17 protein-coding genes and 1 pseudogene are annotated in these 20,580 nt (G+C 68.4%); 8 read left to right on the top strand and 10 right to left on the bottom strand.

Features of this window, described 5'->3' with window-relative positions:
- Positions 1 to 2 precede the first annotated feature (2 nt).
- The 6 genes and pseudogenes from AC1RNC_RS02545 to AC1RNC_RS02520 all read right to left on the bottom strand — a co-directional run bounded on the left by AC1RNC_RS02545 (position 3) and on the right by AC1RNC_RS02520 (position 6,314).
- Complete coding sequence (locus AC1RNC_RS02545) at positions 3 to 182, bottom strand: hypothetical protein (protein WP_492883461.1); 180 nt, start codon at positions 180 to 182, stop codon at positions 3 to 5.
- Positions 176 to 745, bottom strand: a complete 570-nt coding sequence (locus AC1RNC_RS02540) for a hypothetical protein (protein WP_492883459.1) — start codon at positions 743 to 745, stop codon at positions 176 to 178. The genes AC1RNC_RS02545 and AC1RNC_RS02540 overlap by 7 nt, the downstream gene beginning before the upstream one ends.
- Positions 742 to 2,157 (bottom strand): hypothetical protein, encoded by a 1,416-nt coding sequence (locus AC1RNC_RS02535; protein ID WP_492883457.1) that lies wholly within the window; start codon positions 2,155 to 2,157, stop codon positions 742 to 744. Before AC1RNC_RS02535 ends, AC1RNC_RS02540 begins: the two co-directional genes overlap by 4 nt.
- Positions 2,066 to 3,699, bottom strand: a pseudogene (locus tag AC1RNC_RS02530) (tetratricopeptide repeat protein); the annotation flags it as partial. The gene AC1RNC_RS02535 and the pseudogene AC1RNC_RS02530, both read right to left, overlap by 92 nt.
- 260 nt (positions 3,700 to 3,959) lie before the next feature.
- Positions 3,960 to 5,183, bottom strand: coding sequence for an acyl-CoA dehydrogenase family protein (locus AC1RNC_RS02525; RefSeq protein WP_492883456.1), 1,224 nt, complete (start codon positions 5,181 to 5,183; stop codon positions 3,960 to 3,962).
- Between the two features lie 15 nt (positions 5,184 to 5,198).
- Entirely contained in the window at positions 5,199 to 6,314 is a 1,116-nt protein-coding gene (locus tag AC1RNC_RS02520) for an acyl-CoA dehydrogenase family protein (protein ID WP_492883454.1), read from the bottom strand.
- Positions 6,315 to 6,458: 144 nt separating this feature from the next.
- On the opposite strand from AC1RNC_RS02520, the gene AC1RNC_RS02515 reads away from it, so the two are divergent.
- On the top strand, positions 6,459 to 7,010 hold the full coding sequence (locus AC1RNC_RS02515) for a hypothetical protein (RefSeq protein WP_492883452.1): 552 nt from the start codon (positions 6,459 to 6,461) through the stop codon (positions 7,008 to 7,010).
- Here the strand turns inward: AC1RNC_RS02515 and AC1RNC_RS02510 are convergent, their stop codons facing one another.
- Positions 7,011 to 7,661 carry an OmpW/AlkL family protein gene (locus AC1RNC_RS02510; RefSeq protein WP_492834917.1) on the bottom strand — a complete coding sequence of 217 codons (651 nt, stop codon included), beginning with the start codon at positions 7,659 to 7,661 and terminating at the stop codon, positions 7,011 to 7,013.
- A gap of 104 nt (positions 7,662 to 7,765) precedes the next feature.
- Positions 7,766 to 8,674, bottom strand: coding sequence for a CPBP family intramembrane glutamic endopeptidase (locus tag AC1RNC_RS02505; protein ID WP_492883450.1), 909 nt, complete (start codon positions 8,672 to 8,674; stop codon positions 7,766 to 7,768).
- A gap of 106 nt (positions 8,675 to 8,780) precedes the next feature.
- Between AC1RNC_RS02505 and pepN the strand changes: the two genes are divergently transcribed.
- From pepN to AC1RNC_RS02475, 6 genes are all read left to right on the top strand, one after another.
- Positions 8,781 to 11,372: an aminopeptidase N gene (gene pepN / locus AC1RNC_RS02500; protein ID WP_492883448.1), complete on the top strand. Its 2,592-nt coding sequence runs from the start codon at positions 8,781 to 8,783 to the stop codon at positions 11,370 to 11,372.
- Between the two features lie 212 nt (positions 11,373 to 11,584).
- The gene (gene pleC / locus AC1RNC_RS02495) at positions 11,585 to 14,125 is read left to right on the top strand and encodes a cell cycle histidine kinase PleC (RefSeq protein ID WP_492883446.1); all 2,541 of its coding nucleotides are present in this window, start codon (positions 11,585 to 11,587) and stop codon (positions 14,123 to 14,125) included.
- A 134-nt stretch (positions 14,126 to 14,259) separates the two neighbouring features.
- Positions 14,260 to 16,422: a TonB-dependent receptor gene (locus AC1RNC_RS02490; RefSeq protein ID WP_492883444.1), complete on the top strand. Its 2,163-nt coding sequence runs from the start codon at positions 14,260 to 14,262 to the stop codon at positions 16,420 to 16,422.
- Complete coding sequence (locus tag AC1RNC_RS02485; RefSeq protein ID WP_492883442.1) at positions 16,332 to 17,516, top strand: PepSY-associated TM helix domain-containing protein; 1,185 nt, start codon at positions 16,332 to 16,334, stop codon at positions 17,514 to 17,516. Before AC1RNC_RS02490 ends, AC1RNC_RS02485 begins: the two co-directional genes overlap by 91 nt.
- Positions 17,486 to 17,701, top strand: a complete 216-nt coding sequence (locus AC1RNC_RS02480) for a hypothetical protein (protein WP_492883440.1) — start codon at positions 17,486 to 17,488, stop codon at positions 17,699 to 17,701. Before AC1RNC_RS02485 ends, AC1RNC_RS02480 begins: the two co-directional genes overlap by 31 nt.
- Positions 17,702 to 17,831: 130 nt before the next feature.
- Positions 17,832 to 18,158 (top strand): UrcA family protein, encoded by a 327-nt coding sequence (locus AC1RNC_RS02475; RefSeq protein ID WP_492883438.1) that lies wholly within the window; start codon positions 17,832 to 17,834, stop codon positions 18,156 to 18,158.
- Positions 18,159 to 18,171: 13 nt separating this feature from the next.
- Here AC1RNC_RS02475 and AC1RNC_RS02470 read toward each other — a convergent pair whose 3' ends face one another.
- Together AC1RNC_RS02470 and AC1RNC_RS02465 are read right to left on the bottom strand one after the other, a co-directional pair.
- A complete protein-coding gene (locus AC1RNC_RS02470; RefSeq protein WP_492883436.1) occupies positions 18,172 to 18,618 on the bottom strand; it encodes an NUDIX domain-containing protein in 447 nt (148 codons plus the stop codon).
- A 3-nt stretch (positions 18,619 to 18,621) separates the two neighbouring features.
- A complete protein-coding gene (locus AC1RNC_RS02465; protein ID WP_492883434.1) occupies positions 18,622 to 19,650 on the bottom strand; it encodes a phospholipase C/P1 nuclease family protein in 1,029 nt (342 codons plus the stop codon).
- A 375-nt stretch (positions 19,651 to 20,025) separates the two neighbouring features.
- On the opposite strand from AC1RNC_RS02465, the gene AC1RNC_RS02460 reads away from it, so the two are divergent.
- Complete coding sequence (locus AC1RNC_RS02460; protein ID WP_492883432.1) at positions 20,026 to 20,547, top strand: 3D domain-containing protein; 522 nt, start codon at positions 20,026 to 20,028, stop codon at positions 20,545 to 20,547.
- The last annotated feature ends 33 nt before the right edge of the window (positions 20,548 to 20,580 follow it).

Below are 20,580 nucleotides of genomic sequence, written 5' to 3'. Positions count from 1 at the left end.
GGCTACGGGACCTTCGGCCGGACCACCTCGATCGGCGGCGGGGGCGGCGTGACCTCGTGCCGGTTCGGGGCCGAGGGCGGCGGCGGGCCGGACGGCGGGTAGTACGGCGCGTATGGACGCCCGTCCGCGCAGGCCGCCACGGTCAGCGCGGCCAGGATCAGCAGGGCCGCGGGCCTCAGCATCGACGCCCGCCGGCGCTGGGCGGACCGAACAGGCCCGTGCCCGACCGGAAGCAGTAGTTCTCGTAGCGCGGATCCCAGACGTCGGTCCGGCCGTCGGCGCGGGTGAACTGGTAACGCTCGCCGCGGTCGTCGCGGCCGCTGAGGGTCACCTGGCCCGGACGCTCGGAGGTAACGCCGTAGGACTCGCCGGTCAGGCCGTCGACCGCGCAGGACGACACCAGGCCCGGCCGGCTGAGGTCGCCCGACAGCCCCGCGGCCGAGCCGGTCTGGGCGTTGTAGGCGGCCACGTCCGTGCCACCGCCGCGTTGGCCGCCGACGAACACCTGGGTGCCGGTGGCGCTGTCATAGGTCATGATATCCGGCGCCTGGCCGGTGATCGGCGCGCCGCAGATGTCGTGGCGCCTGGGCGAGTAGCCTTGGGGCGCGTAGCCTTGCGGCTGTCCCTGCGGCGCGGCGTAGGTCGGCGCGTAGCCGCCGCCGCTCTGCTGGGCGAAGGCCTGCGTCGAGATCAGGGTCGAGGCCGCGACGGCGGCGGCGACCAGACCATGGGCCAGCTTGCTCATTTGGGGGCTCCCCCTTGTTGCGGCGCCAGGGACCGAGGCGGCGGCGCGCCCGCCAGGCCCGTCGCGGCGGCGTCGTTGGCGAGGTCGGCGGGACCCGAACTCATGGCCAGCGGCGCGGGACCGATCGATGGGGCTGGCCAGTAGGTTTCGTAGTCGAGACGGGCGCGGTCGCGCTGGGTGCGATAGAGCTCCGGCGCCTCGAACCACGGGCGGCAGGTCAGCTCGCCGTCGAAGAAGCCGCTGACCAGCGCCTTGCACCCCTCGGGGCGGGCGTAGATACGGTTATCGACCGCGCGGATCTGGCCGCCGGCGTCGGCATAGATGCCCGAGCGCATGACTCCGACGATCTTGTTGTTGGCGGCGTAGACCACGCCCGAGGCGACGTAGAGGCCGACATCGGTCGCCTCCAGCTCGCCCTCGTTCAGGCGCAGATTGGCGTTCTCGACCGTCACGGCCCAGTCGCTGTCGCGGACCACGGGGCGCAGCAGGGTCGTCTCGTCGCCGCCGCCGATATAGACGCCGCGCGAGAAGCCATCGACATACAGGCCGTCGATGGTCACCAGTTGCTGGCGGTTCATGCCGCTGAGCACGAAGCCGGCCGAGTTGCGGGTGCGCGAGGAGCCGGTCCAGTCGCCCAGGCGGACTATGCGGATGTCGCGCAGGCGGCTGTCGCCCGAGGTCTCGAAGGCCCCGCCGATGGCGGCGGCGGCGATCTCCACGTCCTGGGCCATGATCGTGCCGGTGGCCTTGACCACGGCGGAGCGCGTGCGGCCGATGAAGGCCACGCCGGCCATCTCGATGCGGCTGTCGCCCACGTCGAAGGCCGAGGCGTCGCCGTCATAGCGAACCGTGACGTTCTTCAAAGCGATCTCGGTGGCGCGGCCGGTGATGCACGAGGACGAACCCGCGCGCGAGGCCTCGATGCCCAGGCCTTCCAGCACGACATATTGCACGCCCGGCTGGATGCGGATGCAGGGCTGGCCGGCCGGGGCCACCAGGATCGGGCGATCCAGGCCGGGCGAGTAGTTGCGCACGACGATGCTGACCGACTGGGTGATGTTCAGCGAGTCGACGCAGGCCCCGCCATTGGTCGAGGTCAGGGTCAGGGTGTCGCCGTCATAGAGCCGCGCCAGGGTCTGCGAGACCTGGCCGGGATAGGCGTAGTCGCAGTTGATCTCGCGCGGCGCGTAGCCGCCATAGCCGGGACCATAGCCGCCGCCCGCCACGCAGCGGCCACGCGAGCGGTAGTAGCCGCGGGCGCAGGGACGCGGCTTGGCGTAGCGCACCTTGCAGCCCTGCGAGAGGTTCGGCTGGATCAGCAGGCCGAAGCACGGGCGGATCTGCTGGTCGATCTTGGCGTCCGGCGAGGCGATCGCGATCTCGGGCGCGGCGGCCGCGACGCCGAGGATCAAGGCGGCCCAAAGCGCCAGCAGGCGGCTGAGGCTGCGCATCTAGAAGTCCCTTTCGCTGTACGGACGGCCGCGATCGGCCGCAGGCCGGGGCGGACGCGAGACCTGGGCCAGCAGCTGCTGCAGCCGATAGGCCGACGGCTTGAAGCCCGAGAGGGCTCCGTCGATCTGGTAGACCACCGCCTTGGCGCGATCCTGGTCGGCCACGCCCTGCAGGCCCAGGGAGAAGAAGGTCGACATGGCGTACTTGGCCTCGGCCGAGCCCTGGCGCTCGGCTTCCTCGTACCAGTGATAGGCCCGGGCGTAGTCGCGCGGGACGCCGACGCCTTCGGAGTACATCACCGCCAGCACCAACTGGGCCTTGGACGAGCCGTTGACAGCGGCATACTGGATCGCTCGCACCTTTTCGATCGAGGACAGGCGGCCGTTGGCCGGCCGGCCCAGCATCGATTCCAGGGTCTGGGCGTCGTTGACGCTGAGCAGCTTCTCGTCGAGCACCGCCGACGGGATCACCCGCAGGTACGACAGCGCCTCGGCCACGTGGACGAAGGGCAGTTCGTTGATCCGGCTCAGCGCCGCCTCGCGCGCCTCGCCCGACAGGTCGGACTCGTCGGAGTGCGGCACGCCCGAGTCGGGCGATTCCGGCGGATAGAACTCGTAGGGCGGGATCCAGCGCTTGGCCTTGGTCTCTACGAACGAGCCGTACGAGGCCCGCTGCGGCGAGCTGCGCTCGAAGTCCTTGAGCATGACATAGGCCGACACGTCGCCGGTCTGCACCGCCAGGTAGTTGTAGAGATAGGCGTCGACATCGTTGCGACGGAACAGGTCCAGGGCGGCCGGCGCGCCAGGCTGGCTGGGCTTGCCGTAGGCCTGGATGGCCTGGAGATTGTCGGACGGCTCGCCGAACGGGCCGAAATAGGCGTCGTGGATCCGCGCCAGGGTTCGGAACCCGCCGGCGCCCTGGGCCGAGAGCACGTAGATCACCCGGTTACGGACCTTCTCGCGCTCCTCGGTCGACATGCGCGACAGCAGGCGGTCGAGGGCGAAATAGGCGCTGCGGCGCTCGAACGCGCGGCAGTCGTCGAAGCGCGACACGGCCTTCGATTCGGAGCCCCGGCGCTCATAGGACGAGATCGGCGCGTAGCCGCCGTCGTTGGACAGGGCCATGGCGTACCAGACGGCCGCCTCGACCGGATCCTCGAGGTTCTTGTCGACCGCGCGCTGGCCCTCGTAGCGGCGGGCCAGCTCCAGCTGGGCGAAGAAGTCGCCGCGGAAGCCGCCCTGTCGCAGGGCGCGAATCTCTTGCTGCTGCTGATTGAACTGGCCCGAGACCCCCTGCGCCGCCTGCGGACGAGGGCACGCGCTGGCGCGCTTGTGGAACCAGAAGCTGGGGCCCGTGTCGCAGCCCACCAGCGGGATCACCACCGCCGCCACGATCGCGCCCACCGGGGCGCGACGCAGCAGGGCGGAGCGGCTGGCGAACGCGCGCTCGGCCGCTCCACGGAGCATCCGAAGGCGCGCAAGTGCGTCGCCGGCCTCGCGCATGAATCCCCCTTCAGCCCAGCCCGTTAACCATAAAACAACGATCTCTCATGTGCCCGGGAGTGATGACTGTCAAGCTCAGCTCAACCCATCCAGCAATGAAGACTTTGTCACGACAGTCCGGGTTCGCCCGGCAGGCGAATTTCCCGGATTTCGCGCGACTTCACCGCGCACGGAACATCTTCCAAACATCGAAAAGCCGACAGCTAACCTCGTCAGCTGCCGGCTTCTGCGTATCGACGGAAGACGAAGATTCGACGAAATCAGCGTCCGGTCGGCATGTCCTTGAACGCTACGTCCTTGTCGACGCGCACGTCGCCGGGCAGGCCCAGCACCCGTTCGGCGATGATGTTCTTGAGAATCTCGTCGGTGCCGCCGGCGATGCGCAGGCCCGGAGCCCACATCAGGCTCTGCTGGAACGCCGCTTCGGCTGGAGCCTGGTCGGGATCAACGAGGATCCCGTACTGGTCCTCCATCTCGACGGCGGTATTGGCCATCTCCTGCAGCTGGTTGGCCGAGATGATCTTGCCGATCGAGCTTTCCGGCCCCGGCGTCTGGCCGCGCGACAGGGCGGTCATGGTGCGGAAGCGGGTGAACTTCAGCCCCTCGGACTGGACGTACCAGTCGGCCAGCTTTTCGCGGAACGCCTGGTCCTTGATCGCCGGACCGGTGGGGCCGGCAATATCCTGAGCCAGCTTCATGACCTCGCGATAGTTCGGGCCGGCCGAGCCGCCGACGGCCAGGCGCTCGTTCATCAGGGTGACCAGGGCCACCTTCCAGCCGTCGCCGACCTCGCCCAGGCGCTGGCTGTCCTTGACGCGCAGGTCGGTGAAATAGACCTCGTTGAACTCGCGCCCGCCCGACATCTGATGGATCGGCCGGCACTCGACGGCGGCGTCCTTCATGTCGATCCAGAACATGGTCAGGCCCTTGTGCTTGGGCACATCGGGGTCGGTCCGGGTCAAGAGGATGCCGTAGTCGCAATAGTGGGCGCCGGTGGTCCAGACCTTTTGGCCGTTGATCACCCACTCATCGCCGTCCTTGACGGCGCGGGTGCGCAGGGCCGCCACGTCGGAGCCGCCGGCCGGTTCGGAGAACAGCTGGCACCAGATCTCCTCGCCCTTCACGGCCGGCGAGACGAAGCGTTTCTTGGTGTCGCTGTCGGCGAAGGCCATGACCGTGGGCACGCACATGCCCAGGCCGATGGTGAAGTAGCCGTAGCCCAGGCCCGCCTTGCCCTCTTCCTGGCCGAAGATCACCGACTGGATCGGCGTGCCGCCGCCCCCGCCGATGGCCGCGGGCCAGGTGATGCAGGCATAGCCGGCGGCGGCCTTGGTGGCCTGCCAGTCCTTGGCGGCGGCCATGTGCTCGGGCGTGTTGGGCTTGAGTTCGCCGAACTTGGCGCGGTGCGCGGCGGCGTTTTCGGCCAGCCAGGCGCGAGCCTTTTCGCGGTAGGCGGCTTCCTCGGGGGAATCGTTGAAATCCATGGTCGTTTCCTCGCCTTACGCCGCGTTCTTCTTTTCGAGTTCGCTCACCAGCCGCTCTTTCCAGAGCTTCGGCGCGCCCGCCACCAGGCTCAGCTGCCGCGAGCGACGGTAGTAGAGGTGGCAGTCGACGTCCCAGGTGAAGCCCATGCCGCCATGGACCTGGATGTTTTCCTTGCTGGCGAACCAGAAGGCTTCCGAGGCGGCGATGCGGGCGGCCGAGGCCGCGATCGGCAGCTCGGGAGCGTCGTCGTTCAGGGCCCAGGCGCCGTAATAGGCGTTGGAGCGGGCGACCTCGTTCTTGACGTACATGTCGGCCAGCTTGTGCTTGATCGCCTGGTAGCCGGCGATCACGCGGCCGAACGCGTAGCGGCCCAGGGCGTACTCCTTGGCCATCTCAAGACACCGGTCGGCGCCGCCCAGCTGTTCGAAGGCCAGCAGCACGGCGGCGCGATCGAGGATCGCCTGGACGATGTCGAAACCCGCGCCGGCCTCCCCCACCCGCTCGGCGACCGCGCCGTCGAACACGATCTTGGCCACGCCGCGCGTGGGATCGAGGCTCTTCAGGGTCTCGCGCTTCACGCCCGCCTGCTTCAGATCGACCAGGTAGAGGCCCGGGCGGCCGCCTTCGCTGGCCAGGACCAGGGCGGTGTCGGCGACGTCGCCGTCGGTGACCGGGATCTTGGTCCCCGAGAGCTTGCCGCCCTCGACCCGGCACTGCAGTGTGTTCGGACCCACGACGCCCGGACCTTCGGAGGTCGCCAGGCAGCCGATCATCTCTCCGGCGGCGATGCGCGGCAGGATCGCGGCCTTCTGGCCGTCCGCGCCGTGGGCCATGATCCCTTCGGCCAGGATGTAGACGGTGGAGGCGAACGGGATCGGCGCGATGGCGCGGCCCAGCTCCTCGGCGATGGCGCACAGCTCGATGCGACCCAGGCCCAGCCCCCCGTGCTCCTCGGGGATCGCGGCGCCCAGCCAGCCCTGCTCGGCCACGCCTTTCCAGAGTTTCTCGTCGAACGAACGGTCGGCATTGTCCAGCACGCCGCGCACGACGGCGACGTCGCAATTGCCGGCGAGGAACTTGCGCGCCTCGTCCTTCAGGAACTTCTGGTCGTCGGAATAGTCGAAATCCACTTGGAGCCTCCCTGGACCGCGCTCTTCGGCGGGTCGCGGGAGTCACACTGAACGACGTTCACGCGAAGGGAAAGATTGACCCGGCGTCAAGAATTTCAGGTTCTTATGCGCGTCTGTCAGCGCATTCGGACGTTACTCAACGGCATGGCCAAGACCGTCTTCCAGAAGAACCAGAGGGTGTGGGTCGAGAGCGTCGGCTGCTGGGCCACGGTCGACAGGATCGTGCCCATCTGGGCCAAGGGCTTCGACGAGCCCGTGCGGGTCACCTACGACGTCGGGCTGAACCGCGAGTTCCAGGCCCACGAACTGAAGGCCGAGGACAAGGTCGATCCGCAGGATGGCGGCCTCGACTCCAACTGGCGGGTGCTGCGGGCCCGCAACAAATGGCAGCAGGAGGGCGACTGCGCCCACCATCCCTATCCGGGCACCTATCCGGTCGTGGTCACCGACGCCCAGGACTGGGGCGGCTGGCGCACCCCGGGCGCGGAGTACGACCGCGACCCACACAAGATGGAATATCAGGCCCGGCTGATCGCCAGCGCCCCGCGCCTGCATGCGATCGCCCGGGAACTGCTGACCCTGGTGGCCGACAATCCCGAGGACGCGCCGCCGGCCCTGACGGGCCTGGCCCATAAGATCGCGGCGATCGAGCGCTACCTGCAGGAAGCGCCCGCCGCCGGACCTAGCTCGGACTAGTTAGAAGCGCCGACCGAAGCCGACCGAGAACACCAGCGGGTCAAGCTTGACCTTGGACTTCAGCGCGCCACCGTTGATCTTGGCGTCAGTGTCGAACCAGATCTTCTTGACGTCCAGGTTCAGGCTGTAGGCGGCGTTGATCGGGATGTCCGCGCCAGCCTGCAGGGCGTAGCCGAAGCCGTCGTCCAGATCGACCGTGAAGCCGTTCTTGTCCTTGCCGCTGTAGAACAGCATGTAGTTCAGGCCCGCGCCGACATAGGGGCTAAAGCGCGCGCCCGGCAGCGGGTGATACTGCAGCGAGACGACCGGCGGCAGGACCCAGGTCTTGTGGACCGCGACGTCCGTGCCCGGGCCGACGGCCTTGACCGTGTGCTGGGTGGTGCCGGCGATCACCTCGATGGCCAGCTTGTCGGTCAGGAAGTAGCTGAGACCGATCGTCGGCTTGATGTCGTCCTTGACGTCGGCCTTGAGGCCGGTGGCGGCGCCAGCGGCGGTCAGGATCGGATTGCCCGCGTCCGGCGCGACGTCGGTCACCCGAACGTTCAGGACGATATCGCCCTTGGCTTTCGGCGTCACCGGCTCGGCGGCGAAGGCGGGCGCGGCGCTCAGGCCGGCCGCCACGGTCAGGGCCAGGAAGAGTTTGGTGGTCATCGGTATCCCCTTTACGACCTCGTTGTGTCGAAAGGGGTTTGCGCCTGTGTACGGTCGGTTTCGTTGACGCCGCTCAAGAAAAGACCACAAAAAGCTTGCGGTTATTACGTAGTCGCGTCCGGCTTTGCCTTAAAGTTTCCCTGCTTCCAGGCCAGCCACAGCACGATAATCGCCACCAACGTGCCGACGACCATGGCCGGCAGCGAGGCCTCGGGACCAAAGGCGCCGCCGCTGAGAAACTCCGGCGCGCCGGGCTTGGGCTTGCTGACCAGCCAGCTCTCGGTGACCGGGATGCCCGACACCGACGCGCCCCACACCCAGCCTTGGGTGAAGTTCCAGGCCGCATGAACGCCGACCGACATCCACAGGCGTCCGGTCAGCAGATAGAAGCCAGCCAGCATCAGCCCCGCCTCGATGGCGATAGCCGCGGCGGCGACCGGCGTGGCGTTGGGGTTGGCCAGGTGCAACGCCCCGAACAGGGCCGCCTGCACGATCAGCGCCGGCCAGATCCCGAAGGCCCGCATCAGCAGGCGCAGGAGGATGGCGCGCATGATCAGCTCCTCCATGAAGCCGGACTCGATGGCCATGGCGATGGTCGCCCAGGCCGAGGCCGCGCGCGGACCGCTGATGTCATAGACGCCCAGCAGGTAGAGCCCGCCCACGGCCGCGCTCAGCATCAGCGCTCCGATCACCAGGCCGATGGCCAGCTCGGCCGGCATCCGGCGCAGGTCCAGCTCCTCGGGCCATCGCCCCTCGGCCAGCCTGACCACGCCCGCGTAGAGGCCAAAACCCGCGCAGCAGATCGCCAGCACCTCCAGCACTTCGAGGAGATGACCGCCCTTCTTGAACATCGGGTTGGCCACCATCTGGGCGCCCGCATAGACGATGCTGAACAGCACGAAGAGCAAAACCATCCAGCCCAGGGCCCGCAGCCAACGCAGCGGTCCCGGATGCAGGAACCGCTTGCGCCCGACTTCCAGCCCCGCCTGACCGCCCGTGATTTCGCTCGTCATCGCCAAGCCCCCTCCCGCCTAAGCTCAAGCCGGCACTGACCATTAATTTGGGCTTGGCCGTCAAGGTCCTCTCGCGGAGGTCGTCCGGTACGACTAAGTTGGACGGATGCGCACCGACACGCCCCAAGCCGTCCGTCTGGCGGACTATCGTCCGTTCCCGTTCTCCATCGAGACGACCCGGCTGGTCTTCGACCTGCATCCGTCCCAGACCCGGGTGAAGGCCGAGCTCGCGGTGCGCCGGACCGGCGCGAAGGACGAGCCGCTGGTGCTGAACGGCGAGCGGCTGAAACTGGTGTCCGTGGCCGTGGACGGCCAAAGCCTGAGCGCCAACCAGTATGTCGTCGACGCCGAGCAGCTGACCATCCCGGACCTGCCCGACCAGTTCGTCCTGACCACCGAGGTCGAGATCGATCCGGAGGCCAACAAGGCCCTGATGGGCCTCTACATGTCGGGCGGCCGCTTCTGCACCCAGTGCGAGGCCGAGGGCTTCCGCACCATCACCTACTTCCCCGATCGCCCCGACGTCCTGAGCCGCTACAGCGTGCGCATCGAGGCCGATCGCAAGTTCACGCACCTGCTCAGCAACGGTAATCTGATCGACTCGGGCGCCCTCGCGGACAATCGGTTCTTCGCCGAGTGGGAGGACCCGTTTCCCAAGCCTTGCTACCTGTTCGCCCTGGTGGCCGGCCACCTGGACGTGCTGACCGACAAGTTCATCACCATGAGCGGCCGCGAGGTGGCGTTGCGGGTGTTCGTCGATCCCGGCCAGGCTTCGCGCGCGGCCTATGCCCTGGACAGCCTCAAGCGGGCGATGAAGTGGGACGAGGACACCTTCGGCCGCGAGTACGACCTCGACCTGTTCATGATCGTCGCCGTCCGCGACTTCAACTTCGGAGCCATGGAGAACAAGGGGCTGAACATCTTCAACAGCTCCCTGCTTCTGGCCGATCCGCAGACAGCGACGGACCTGGACTACGAGCGCATCGAGGCGGTCGTGGCCCACGAATATTTCCACAACTGGACCGGCAACCGCATCACCTGCCGCGACTGGTTCCAGCTGTGCCTGAAGGAAGGCTTCACGGTCTTCCGCGACCAGAGCTTCAGCGCCGACCAGCGTGGCGCGACGGTGGAGCGGATCAAGGCCGTCCGGGCTCTGCGCGCGCGCCAGTTCGCCGAGGACGCCGGCCCCCTCGCCCACCCGGTGCGACCGTCCAGCTATATGAAGATCGACAACTTCTACACCGCGACGATCTACGAGAAGGGCTCGGAGATCATCCGCATGCTCAAGACCATCCTCGGCGCCGAGGCGTTCCGGAAGGGCAGCGATCTCTACTTCCAGCGCCACGATGGTCAGGCGACCACGGTCGAGGCCTTCATCGCCTGCTTCGCCGAGGCGGCGGGCCGCGACCTGTCGGGCTTCTTCGCCTGGTATGAGCAGGCGGGCACTCCGGCGGTGACGATCGAGACTAACTATGACGAGACCGCCAAGGCCCTGACCCTGAACCTAACCCAATCGACCGCGCCAACGCCGGGCCAGCCCGACAAGAAGGCCCTGCCGATCCCGATCGCCATCGGCCTGCTGTCGGAGGCCGGTGAGCCGATGCGCGACACCGAGGTGGTCTTGCTGGACAAGGACACCCTGACCGTCCGCTGGGAGAACGTGCCCAGCAGACCGGTCCTGTCGGCCTTGCGCGGCTTCTCGGCCCCGGTGAACCTTTCAACCGACGCGCGAGCGCCCGACAGCTACGTGCTGTTCGCCGCCGACCCGGATCTCTTCAACCGCTGGGAGGCTGGTCAGACCCTGGCCCGCGACCTGATCCTGACCCGCGCGGCCGGGGCCCCCGACGAGGTGGGCGAGGAGCGCTACGCCGACGCGCTGGGCCGCGCCCTGGTCGACGACGCCGCCGAGCCGGCCTTCAAGGCCTTGCTCTTGGCCCTGCCGTCCGAACAGGACCTGGCCCTGATGTCCGAGCCAGCCGACCCGCCGGCCCTGCACGAAGCCCGGAACGCCCTTCGCACGCGCGTCGCCATCCACCTGGGCGACCTGCTGCGTCGCCTGCACGGCGAGATGCAAGGCGACGCCGAGTTTTCCGTCAGCGCCGAAGCGGCCGGTCGCCGCGCCCTGCGTAACGCCTGCGCCAACATGTTGTCGGCCGATCCCACCGCCGACAACCTGTCGCGCTTGGTCGGCCACTACACCGCCGGCGGGAACATGACCGATCAGATCGGCGCCCTGTACGCCATGGTGGCCAGCGGAGACGACCAGAGGGAGATAGCGCTGGCCAATTTCCATGGCGCTTGGCGCAAGGAGCCGTTGGTGCTCGACAAGTGGTTCGCCGTGCAGGCTCAGGATCCGTCGGAAATCGCTCTTGATCGGGTGATCGCCCTGACGAAGCATAAGGACTTCGAGCCGACCAATCCCAACCGCCTGCGGGCCCTGGTCTCGACCTTCGCCAACTTCAATCCGGCGCGTTTCCATGATCCCAGCGGCGCGGGCTACCGCTTCCTGGCCGATCAGATCCTGGCGGTGGACGGGTTCAACCCGATGACGGCCGCGCGTCTGGTCGAACCGCTCGGCAACTGGCGGCGCTACAAACCCGAACTGGGCAAGCTGATGCGCGAACAGCTGGAGCGGGTCGCGGCCCACCCGGACCTGTCCAAGAACGTGCTGGAACTGGCGACCAAGGCGCTTGGCTGACGCCGCTTTTCGGGATTCGCTCGGCCCTATATTGCGACCAATGGGCCCATACGGACCGAATCCGCCTTTCCGGCGGTGACGGAGCGGTTTGCGGTACGGTAGATTCACCATCTCGGCGAAGTGACTCGCCCTGAGGTCTGTACCTGACAGGTCTCGGATTTGGGATTGGAGCGCGCGACGCGCGCTCCGGGGATCGACGGGAGCCGCGCGGTTTGGACAGGGGCTTAGCGAGACACGGGGGGACGGCGTCCGCCGGACCGACCGCGCCCGCGGCCGTGCGCGCCAAGTCCGTCCAGGCCCCGTCGCAGGGGTTCATCCGCATCGCCATCCTGGCGGCCCTGCTGCTGCTGGCCGTCTATACCGCCTTCGGCGTCAAGCGCCTGCAGCAGGAGGCCTCGGCCCAGCCGGGCGGCGCGCCGCTGTCGGCCAAGGCCGGGCTGATCGCCGGCCGCGTCGAGGCCAACCTCGCCGCTCAGCGCGCTGGTCTGTCAGCGGCCGCCGACATGCTCAGGCGCGATCCGGGCGCGACCATGGACGCCGCCGAGACCGCCCTACGCGCGGCTGGCGGCGAGGCCGCGGCCGTCGCCGTGGTCAGCCCCGCCGGCGTCGTCTCTGTCGCCGGCCGCGACGACGGCGCCGACTGGAAGGGCGCGGCCCAGGCCGCCGCCGCCTCGGGCCGCACAACCTGGACCGGTTCGGTCGGCGAGACCGGCCGGCTCTACGTCGCCACCACAGCCACCCTGGACAAGACCCGCGCCTTCGTGATCGCCAGCGGCGACGCCTCGCGTCTGATCGACGAACCCGAGAAGGGCGACAGCGGAGCCCTGGCCCTGCCCAGCGGCGCGCTGATCGCCGCCCGCGGTCGCGCCGCCCAGGGCGCCACCACCTTCCGCGAGGCCTTCGCCCTGTCGCCCGACGATGTCGTCGGCGGCCCCGTCGCCCTGCGCGGCCAGGCCGCCGATGGCGCGGCGCTGGATATCGCGGTGCGCCCGGTGGCCGAGGGCGCCCTGCTGGTTCTGGCCGCAGCCCCGACCCACAGCGTCGCCAATGTCGACCGCCAGGTCATGGAAGGCGCGATCAACCTACTGGCCCCTCTGGCCGTCGGCATCGCGCTCGCGCTGCTGCTGATGATCCAGAGCCGAAAGGCCGAGCTCGCCCACCGCGAGTTCATCGACAGCGAGCAGCGCTTCCGCCTGGCCGTCGAGGCCGCACGCTGCGGCATCTGGGAATGGGACCTGAACGCCGACCAGGTCTTTCTGTCCGACGTCACCGGCGCGATGTTCGGCTGGGGCGGCGGCGGCGTCGTCTCGGGCCAGGACCTGCTGGAGCGGGTTTCTATCGACCACCGCGAGCGCGTGCGCCAGGCCCTGGCCAACGCGGCCATGTACGGCGCCTTCGACGTCTCGTTCCGCGTGCCCGCCACCGAGCAGGGCGCCCGCTCGCTGTGGATCGACGCCCGCGGCCAGGGCTTCGGCAAGCCCGGCGCCGACGGCTATGTCCGTATCATCGGTGTCGCCCTGGACGTCACCGAGGAACGCCTGGCCCAGGCCCGCGCCCAGGCCGCCGAGAACCGCCTGCGCGACGCCATCGAGAGCGTGTCGGAAGCCTTCGTCCTCTGGGATCGCCAGGGCCGGCTGCTGATGTGCAACCGCAACTACCGCAGCGTCTTCTCGCTCGAGCCGAAATTGCTCAAGCCCGGCGCCGCCCGCGCCGAGGTCAACCGCTTCGCGGCCCTGGCCATCAAGCAGGACTACCCGGCGCCGGACGGCGCCAAGGGGGTGCGCGAGGCCGAAATGATGGACGGCCGCTGGATCCAGATCAGCGAGCGCCGCACGGCCGAAGGCGGCCTGGTCATGACCGCCGCCGACATCACGGCCATCAAGACCCAGGAAGAAGCCCGCCGCCTCAATGAGGAGCAGTTGCAGAACGCCATCACCGGCCTGGAGCGCAGCCAGGAGCAGCTGGCCGAATTGGCCCGCAAGTACGAGACCGAGAAGGTCAAGGCCGAGAGCGCCAACAAGGCCAAGAGCGAATTCCTGGCCAACATGTCCCACGAACTGCGGACGCCGCTGAACGCCATCAACGGCTTCTCCGAGATCATGATGAACGAGATGTTCGGGGCGCTGGGTGACGCCCGCTACAAGGGCTACAGCCAGGACATCCACTCGTCGGGCCAGCACCTGCTGGCCCTGATCAACGACATCCTCGACATGTCGAAGATCGAGGCCGGCAAGATGAACCTCAAGTTCGAGCCGATGCACCTGGAGGACGTGGCCGAGGACGCCGTGCGCCTGGTCCGCAACCGCGCCGAGGCCGCCGGCCTGAAGCTGAACGTCGCGTTCCCGCACCTGCCGGAGATCGAGGCCGACTATCGCGCGGTCAAGCAGGTGCTGCTGAACCTGCTGTCGAACGCCATCAAGTTCACGCCGCGCGCCGGCAGCGTCACCGTCAGCGCCGAGCTCCGCCGCGATCCGTTCGGCGACAAGGTCAAGGTGTCGGTCACCGACACCGGCATCGGCATCGCCAAGGAAGACCTGGCGCGCCTGGCCAAGCCGTTCGAGCAGGTCGAGAGCCAGTTCTCCAAGACCACCCAGGGCACGGGCCTGGGCCTGGCCCTGACCAAGTCGCTGATCACCATGCACGACGGCCTGCTGGAAATGCACTCCCAGCCCGGCGAAGGCACCACGGTCAGCTTCACCCTGCCCGTCCGCCAGAGCGAGCACAAAGCCGCCCGCGACTTCGTGGCGGCTTAGCCTCCGCCCCTCGCCCCTCGTCCCTCGCTCTGGCGTCGTTGAAGTCGCGGCTCGATGCTCGCGATGGGGATCGAGCTGTTGTCACGGTCCGAGATAGGGGATATTGCGACGCACTCGCAATATCAGGATCGATCATGTCCCGTCGCCTCGCCCTCCTCCTGTCGTCCGCCCTCCTCGGCGCCCTGGCCAGCCCGGCCCTCGCGCGCCAGGCGGACGAGACGACGGTCGACGCGGTGGTGATCACCGGCTCGCAGGTGCGCCTGCCGCCCGTCTATTCCGGCGGCCAGGTGGCGGCCGGCGCCCGGGTCGGGCTGCTCGGCGCGTTGGACACCCTGGACACTCCGTTCTCCGTCACCAGCTACACCGAGGAGTTGGTCCGCAATCAGCAGGCCCGCAGCATCGCCGACGTCCTGCAGAACGACCCGACCGTGCGGGTCTCCAAGGGCTTCGGCAACTTCCAGGAGCTGTACGTCGTTCGCGGTTTCCCGGTCTATTCCGACGACATGACCTATAACGGCCTCTACGGCGTGCTGCCCCGCCAGTTCGTCGCGGCCGAACTGGTCGAGCGGGTGGACGTGTTCCGCGGCGCCAACGCCTTCCTGAACGGCGCGGCGCCGGGCGGCAGCGGCGTCGGCGGCGCCTTCAACCTGATGCCCAAGCGCGCCGGGACCGCGCCTCTCACCCGCGTCACCGCCGGCTGGGACGGCGGCTCGCAATTCTATGGCTCGGCCGACGTTTCTCGCCGCTTCGGCGAGAACAACGCCTATGGCGCGCGCCTGAATCTCGGCCTGCGCGACGGTGAAACGGCCGTCGACAACGAGAAGCGCAATCTGAAGGTCGTGGGTCTGGGTCTGGACCGTCGCGGCGACCGCGCCCGCTTCTCGGCCGACCTCGGCTTCCAGGACCACCATATCGACGCTCCGCGCCCGACCGTCACCCCGGCTGGGGCGATCCCCAAGGCCCCGGATGCTGGCGGCAACTTCGCCCAGCCCTGGACCTATACCGACGAGCGCCAGCTGTTCGGCGCGGCGCGCGGCGAGTTCGACCTGACCGACACCGTCAGCGCCTGGGCCGCGATCGGCGGCCGCAAGGGCAAGGAAAGCAACGTCCTGGCCAACCCGACGGCCCAGCCGAACGGCGTGATCAGCGCCTATCGTTTCGACAATGTTCGCAAGGACGAGGTCATCTCCGCCGACGCCGGCCTGCGCGGCAAGTTCCAGACCGGTTCGATCGGCCACAGCCTGGTGGCCTCGGTCGCCTCGGTCAGCCTGAAGTCGAAAAACGCCTACGCCTTTTCGAACTTCGCCGGCTTCGCCAGCGATCTCTATCGCCCGGTCAATGTCGCCGCCCCGAACCCGAACTTCTTCGTCGGCGGCAGCAAGTCGGATCCGAACGTCACCGAACGCGCCAAGAACCGCAGCGTCGCCGTCGCCGACACCCTGTCATTCCTGGACGACAAGCTGCTGCTGACCGCCGGCCTGCGCTACCAGGACGTCGAGACGCGCTCCTACGACTACAACACCGGCCTCCGCAACGCCGCCTATGACGGCCACGCCACCACCCCGGCCCTGGCCGCGGTGTTCAAGCCCAGCAGCCAGGTCTCGCTGTACGCCAACTACGCCGAGGCCCTGGTCCCAGGCCAAGTCGCTCCGGCCCAGGTCAACGGCGTCGCCGTGGCCAACGCGGGCGATATCCTCTCGCCGTTCCGGGGCAAGCAGGCCGAGGTCGGCGCCAAGTACGACGCCGGCGCGTTCGGTGGCTCGCTCTCGCTGTTCCGCGTCAAGCAGCCCAACGCATTCTTCGTCGCCAGCAGCCGTCAATACACTTCCGGCGGCGAACAGGAGAACAAGGGCGTCGAGCTGACCGTCTACGGCCAGCCGGTCGACGGCTTGCGTGTCCTGGGCGGCGCGACCTGGCTGGACGCCAAGGTCAATCACGCCCTGGACGCTGCGCTGGAAGGCAAGTCGCCGATCGGCGTGCCGGACTTCCAGGCCAATGTGAACGTCGAGTGGGACGTCAAGGCCGCCCCCGGCCTGACCGTCGAGGGCCGCATGGTCCACACCAGTTCGCAGCCGGCCAATGGCGCCAACACCGTCGACCTGGCCGCGTTCACCCGCTTCGACGCTGGCGTCCGCTACGCCTTCGAGGCCGGCGGCAAGGCGATGACGGTCCGCGCCCGGGTCGAGAACCTGGGAAACAAGGACCAGTGGGTCGCGGTCGGCGGCTATCCGAACGCCAACTACCTGACGCTGGGCGCCCCGCGCACCCTGCGTCTGTCGCTCACCACGGACTTCTAGACCGCATGAAGGCCCGGACGCTCCGCGCCTGGTCGTGGGTTCACAAGTGGTCGAGCTTGGTCTCGACCGCTTTTCTGCTGATGCTGTGCGTCACCGGCCTGCCGCTGGTGTTCAAGCACGAGATCGAGCACGTCCTGATGCGCGAGGCCTGGGCCCCGGCTCATCCGGACGGGCCTCGGCTGAACCTTGACCAGGTGCTGAACGCCGCCCTCGCCCGCAAGCCGGGCGAGGTTCCGGCCTTCACGAGTTTCGACGAGGATCGGCCGGTCGTGAATGTCACCAGCGTCAAGCCGGGCGACAAGGCGGGCGTCTACAGCTTCCAGCCCATCGACCAGACCAGCGGCGAGCCCGCTCCGTCGGTGGCCGGCCATCCGGTCATGGAGTTCCTGCTCCAGCTGCACACCGACATGTTCCTGGGCCTGCCGGGGATGCTGTTCCTGGGCGCGATGGGCCTGTTGCTGATCGTGGCCCTGGTCTCGGGCGTGGTGCTGTACGCGCCTTTCATGCGCCGGCTGCCGTTCGGCGCGGTGCGGGCCAGCAAGCAGGCGCGCACACGCTGGCTGGACTACCACAACCTGCTGGGCGCGGTGACCCTGTCCTGGTTGCTGGTCGTCGGGACGACGGGCGTGATCAACACCCTGGCCACGCCGATCATCGACTACTGGAAGAACACCGCCCTCAAGACGTTGACCCAGGCCTACGACAAGCCCACGCCCCCTGGCCAGCGCAGCTCGCTGCAGGCCGCCGTCGACCGGGCCAAGGTCGCCCTGCCCGGCATGCGGCTGCAGTTCGTCGCCTTCCCCGGCTCGACCTATTCGACCGACCACCACTACGCGGTGTTCTTCCATGGCGACACGCCGCTGACCGCGCACCTGACCACCCCGGCCCTGATCGACGCCCGCACCGGCCAGCTCGCCGCCGTCGCCCCGACGCCCTGGTACGTGAAGACCCTGTCGCTGTCGCAGCCGTTGCACTTCGGCGACTATGGCGGCCTCCTGCTGAAGATCCTTTGGGCGCTGCTGGACATCGCCACTATCGTGATCCTGGGCTCGGGTCTCTATCTGTGGCTGGCCAAACGGAAGCCCGCGCGATGAGCAAGAGCGGCCATCACAACACCCTCTGGCAGGTGTTCCGCGCCCCGGCAGCGATCGCCGCGCTCAGCCTGTTCGGCCTGGTCGCCGCCCTGCTGGGCGACGGGGCCTGGGACGTCGTCGGCGCGCTGACCCTGGCCTCGTCGGTCGTGGCGACGGTCTGGACCCTGGCCACGCGCAGGCGCTGATTATTACTTTCGTTTCATAGACTTAAATCGACGTCATGAAGCAGTCGTAACGGGTGTTCCGCAGCGCCGGCGACTACACCCTCATTCAACGGATCGCCACGGGCGGCCACACGAATTGAGGGACAAGATCATGAGCAAGCTCGTCAACCGCATCGCCGCCATCGCCGCCCTGGCCCTGGCCGCCACCCCGATCATCGGCCTGACCGCCGCCCACGCCGCCGAGTCGTCCGCGCCCATCGCCCGCATCCGCGTCGGCGACCTGACCCTGTCGAATCCGGCCGACGCGCGCGAGTTCGCCCGACGCGCCCATGCCGCCGGAACCCGCGCCTGTGACGCCAAGGGCTTCAGCGGCCTGTCGGCCAGGGCCTGCATGATGGACTTCCGTGAAGACCTGCAGCACGCCCTGACCAAGCAACAGGCGGCCCAACTGCGGGTCGCCAAGCGCGCCGGCGCCTGACGAGCCTTCAGCCCTAACCTCGACGCAGCCACGCCGCCACCGCCCACGCATGGGCGTCGTGGCGGAGGGCGACCACCGCGTCCCGCGGATCCAGCCAGACCAGCTTGTGGTCGTCCTCGACCTTCAGGCCCGGCGCCTCACCGGTGACCTGGACGACATAGACGCCGCCGAAGTTTCGCACCGGCTGGCCATCGGACTTCAAAAAGAGCTGCGAGACCGTCTCGACCAGCGCCCCGGCCTCGACCACCAGGCCGGTCTCCTCGCCGAACTCGCGGACCACCGCCTCCGCCTCTGTCTCGTCGCCATCCACCGCCCCACCGGGCAGGTCGAAGTACGGCGGCTTGCCGGGCTTGGTGACCTGGGCCAGCGCGATCTGGCCCAGGCTGTTCTCGGCGATGCCGAAGGCGGCGGCGCGGTCCATATAGGTCTTGCCCGCGACGAGCGCGCCGAAAGCCAGCATCCTTTAGTCCTTGCCGTAGAGGTCGTTCCAGGGATCGGCCTTGCCGGACGCCACGTCCGCCACGCTGATCTCGGGACGATAGCCAATCGCGCCATTGGCGCTGGCGCTCCAGGCCTCGACCACCAGGTCGCGCAGAGCCGCGGCGCCGGCCGCGATGCGGGCCTGGACGAAGGCCTTGGCGCGTGGATCGGTCTCGACCATGCCCCCGGCCTTTTCCAGCTGGTACAGCGGCTCGGTCTGCTTCCAGGTGTCGGTCAGATAGCCGACCACGCGGGTCTCGATCGAGCAGTCGCAGGCCTTGTAGGCTGGGACCAGGGCCTTGACCGACGTCTCGTCGCCCAGCGCCTTGGCCAACGGGCCTTCGAACTGGAAGTGCGTCGAGCGGGCGTTGGTGTAGCCGTTGGGGTTGGGATAGTCGCCCCAGCCGTTGTAGTGAACCGACAGATGCAACGGCTGGCTGCCGTCGCCGACATAGTGGGCCCAGACGCCCAGATCCCGCAGCAGCAGCGCCTCGCGACGGATCAGATCGGCCTTGTAATAGGCCAGGCGGGTCTTGTCCTTCTCCAGCTTCACGGCCGCGGTCAGCACGCGCCAGTAGGTGAAGTCCTTCACCAGTTGCTGGTAGCCGTCGATGATCGCATACGGCAGGTAGCCAGCCTTCCAGCTGTCGACGCCGGCGGCCTGCAGGGCCTTCTCGTAGTCGGCGCGGGTCGGCGGCAGGGTCGCCACCGTGAACATCGGGCCGCCGTACATGCGGCCCTGGTCGTCGATGTCCAGGAAGTGGGCGGCGTCGCGATCGGTGTCGTGGATCTTACCCGAGCCCTTCCAGCGGTCCGGCTCGCGGGCGTATTCGCCAATCGCGGCGATGGCCGTCGGGGTGCGCAGGAAAGCCGGCACGTCGGCGGGCAAGCTCTCGGCGCCGACGACGCCCACGGTGCGGTGGCCCGAAGCCCCCCAGGCGAACGCCGAGGCGGCCGGCGCTGACAAGGCGGCGGCGAGGACGAGGACTTTCAGGCTGGACGACAGTCGCAAGGGATAGGCTCCGAGGATCAGATAGGCCGGGCTAGCCGGGTGTAAGGCGCCGAGGCGATGTCCGCCAGCGCCGCGCGCGCCAGCGACCTGAGACGTCCAGTATTGCGGCGGTGTTTCCGCGCGTCCCGGTTCTTCGGAACGGAAAGTCGAGTCGCGGCGGACGCTTGGCTCCCGGCCCGGTTCCATCTGTGAGGCTCTCGAAAGCAAAAAATCCGCGCCCTTACAGCCCCGTTTCAAGCGTCTGAATCCATGTCACTTTCTCGCCTGTTTGGCGAAAGCGGCCTGCGGCGTATCGACTCTCGGGGTTGTCACGGGTCCGTGATCCGAATATCCAAGCCGCCAACCGACAGACACGCCGATAAGAGGACCCCCTCGATGCGACGCAAGCTCGCCGGAATTTTGGCCACCGCGGTCATCTCCGCATTCGCCATTCCCGCCCTCGCTCATGCCGCTCCCGCGGACTCCGCGCCCGCTCAGGCGACGCGTGTAGACCCGCTCGGCGACCTGATCACCTCGGCCCTCAGCGGCGGCGCCCTGCCCGGCTCGGTCGAGTTCACGATGAAGGCGACGATGTACCACGCCGGGGCCAAGGGCATCCGCGCGTTCGACTCGCTGGGCTGCAAGGTCGCGGCCATGCGCACCGTCGCGGTCGATCCCAAGGTGATCCCGCGCCGCACCGTGATCTTCATCAAGGAAACCGTCGGCCTGCCCATGCCGGACGGCGGCCGGCACGACGGCTACTGGTACGCCTCCGACATCGGCGGCGCGATCAAGGGTCTCAAGCTCGACCTGTTCAGCGGCGTCGGCGCCAGCTCGATGAAGGCTCTGCGAGGTCTCGACCTCTCCAACCTCTCGGTCAGCAAGGTCGGCGAATTCAAGGGCTGCCCGCCGCAATAGCGGGCCCGGACCACGGTCCACACTAGAATTGTT

It is taken from the genome of Caulobacter sp. GW822-FHT01G02 (assembly GCF_058802865.1).
This window is presented reverse-complemented; position numbering and strand designations above follow the sequence as displayed.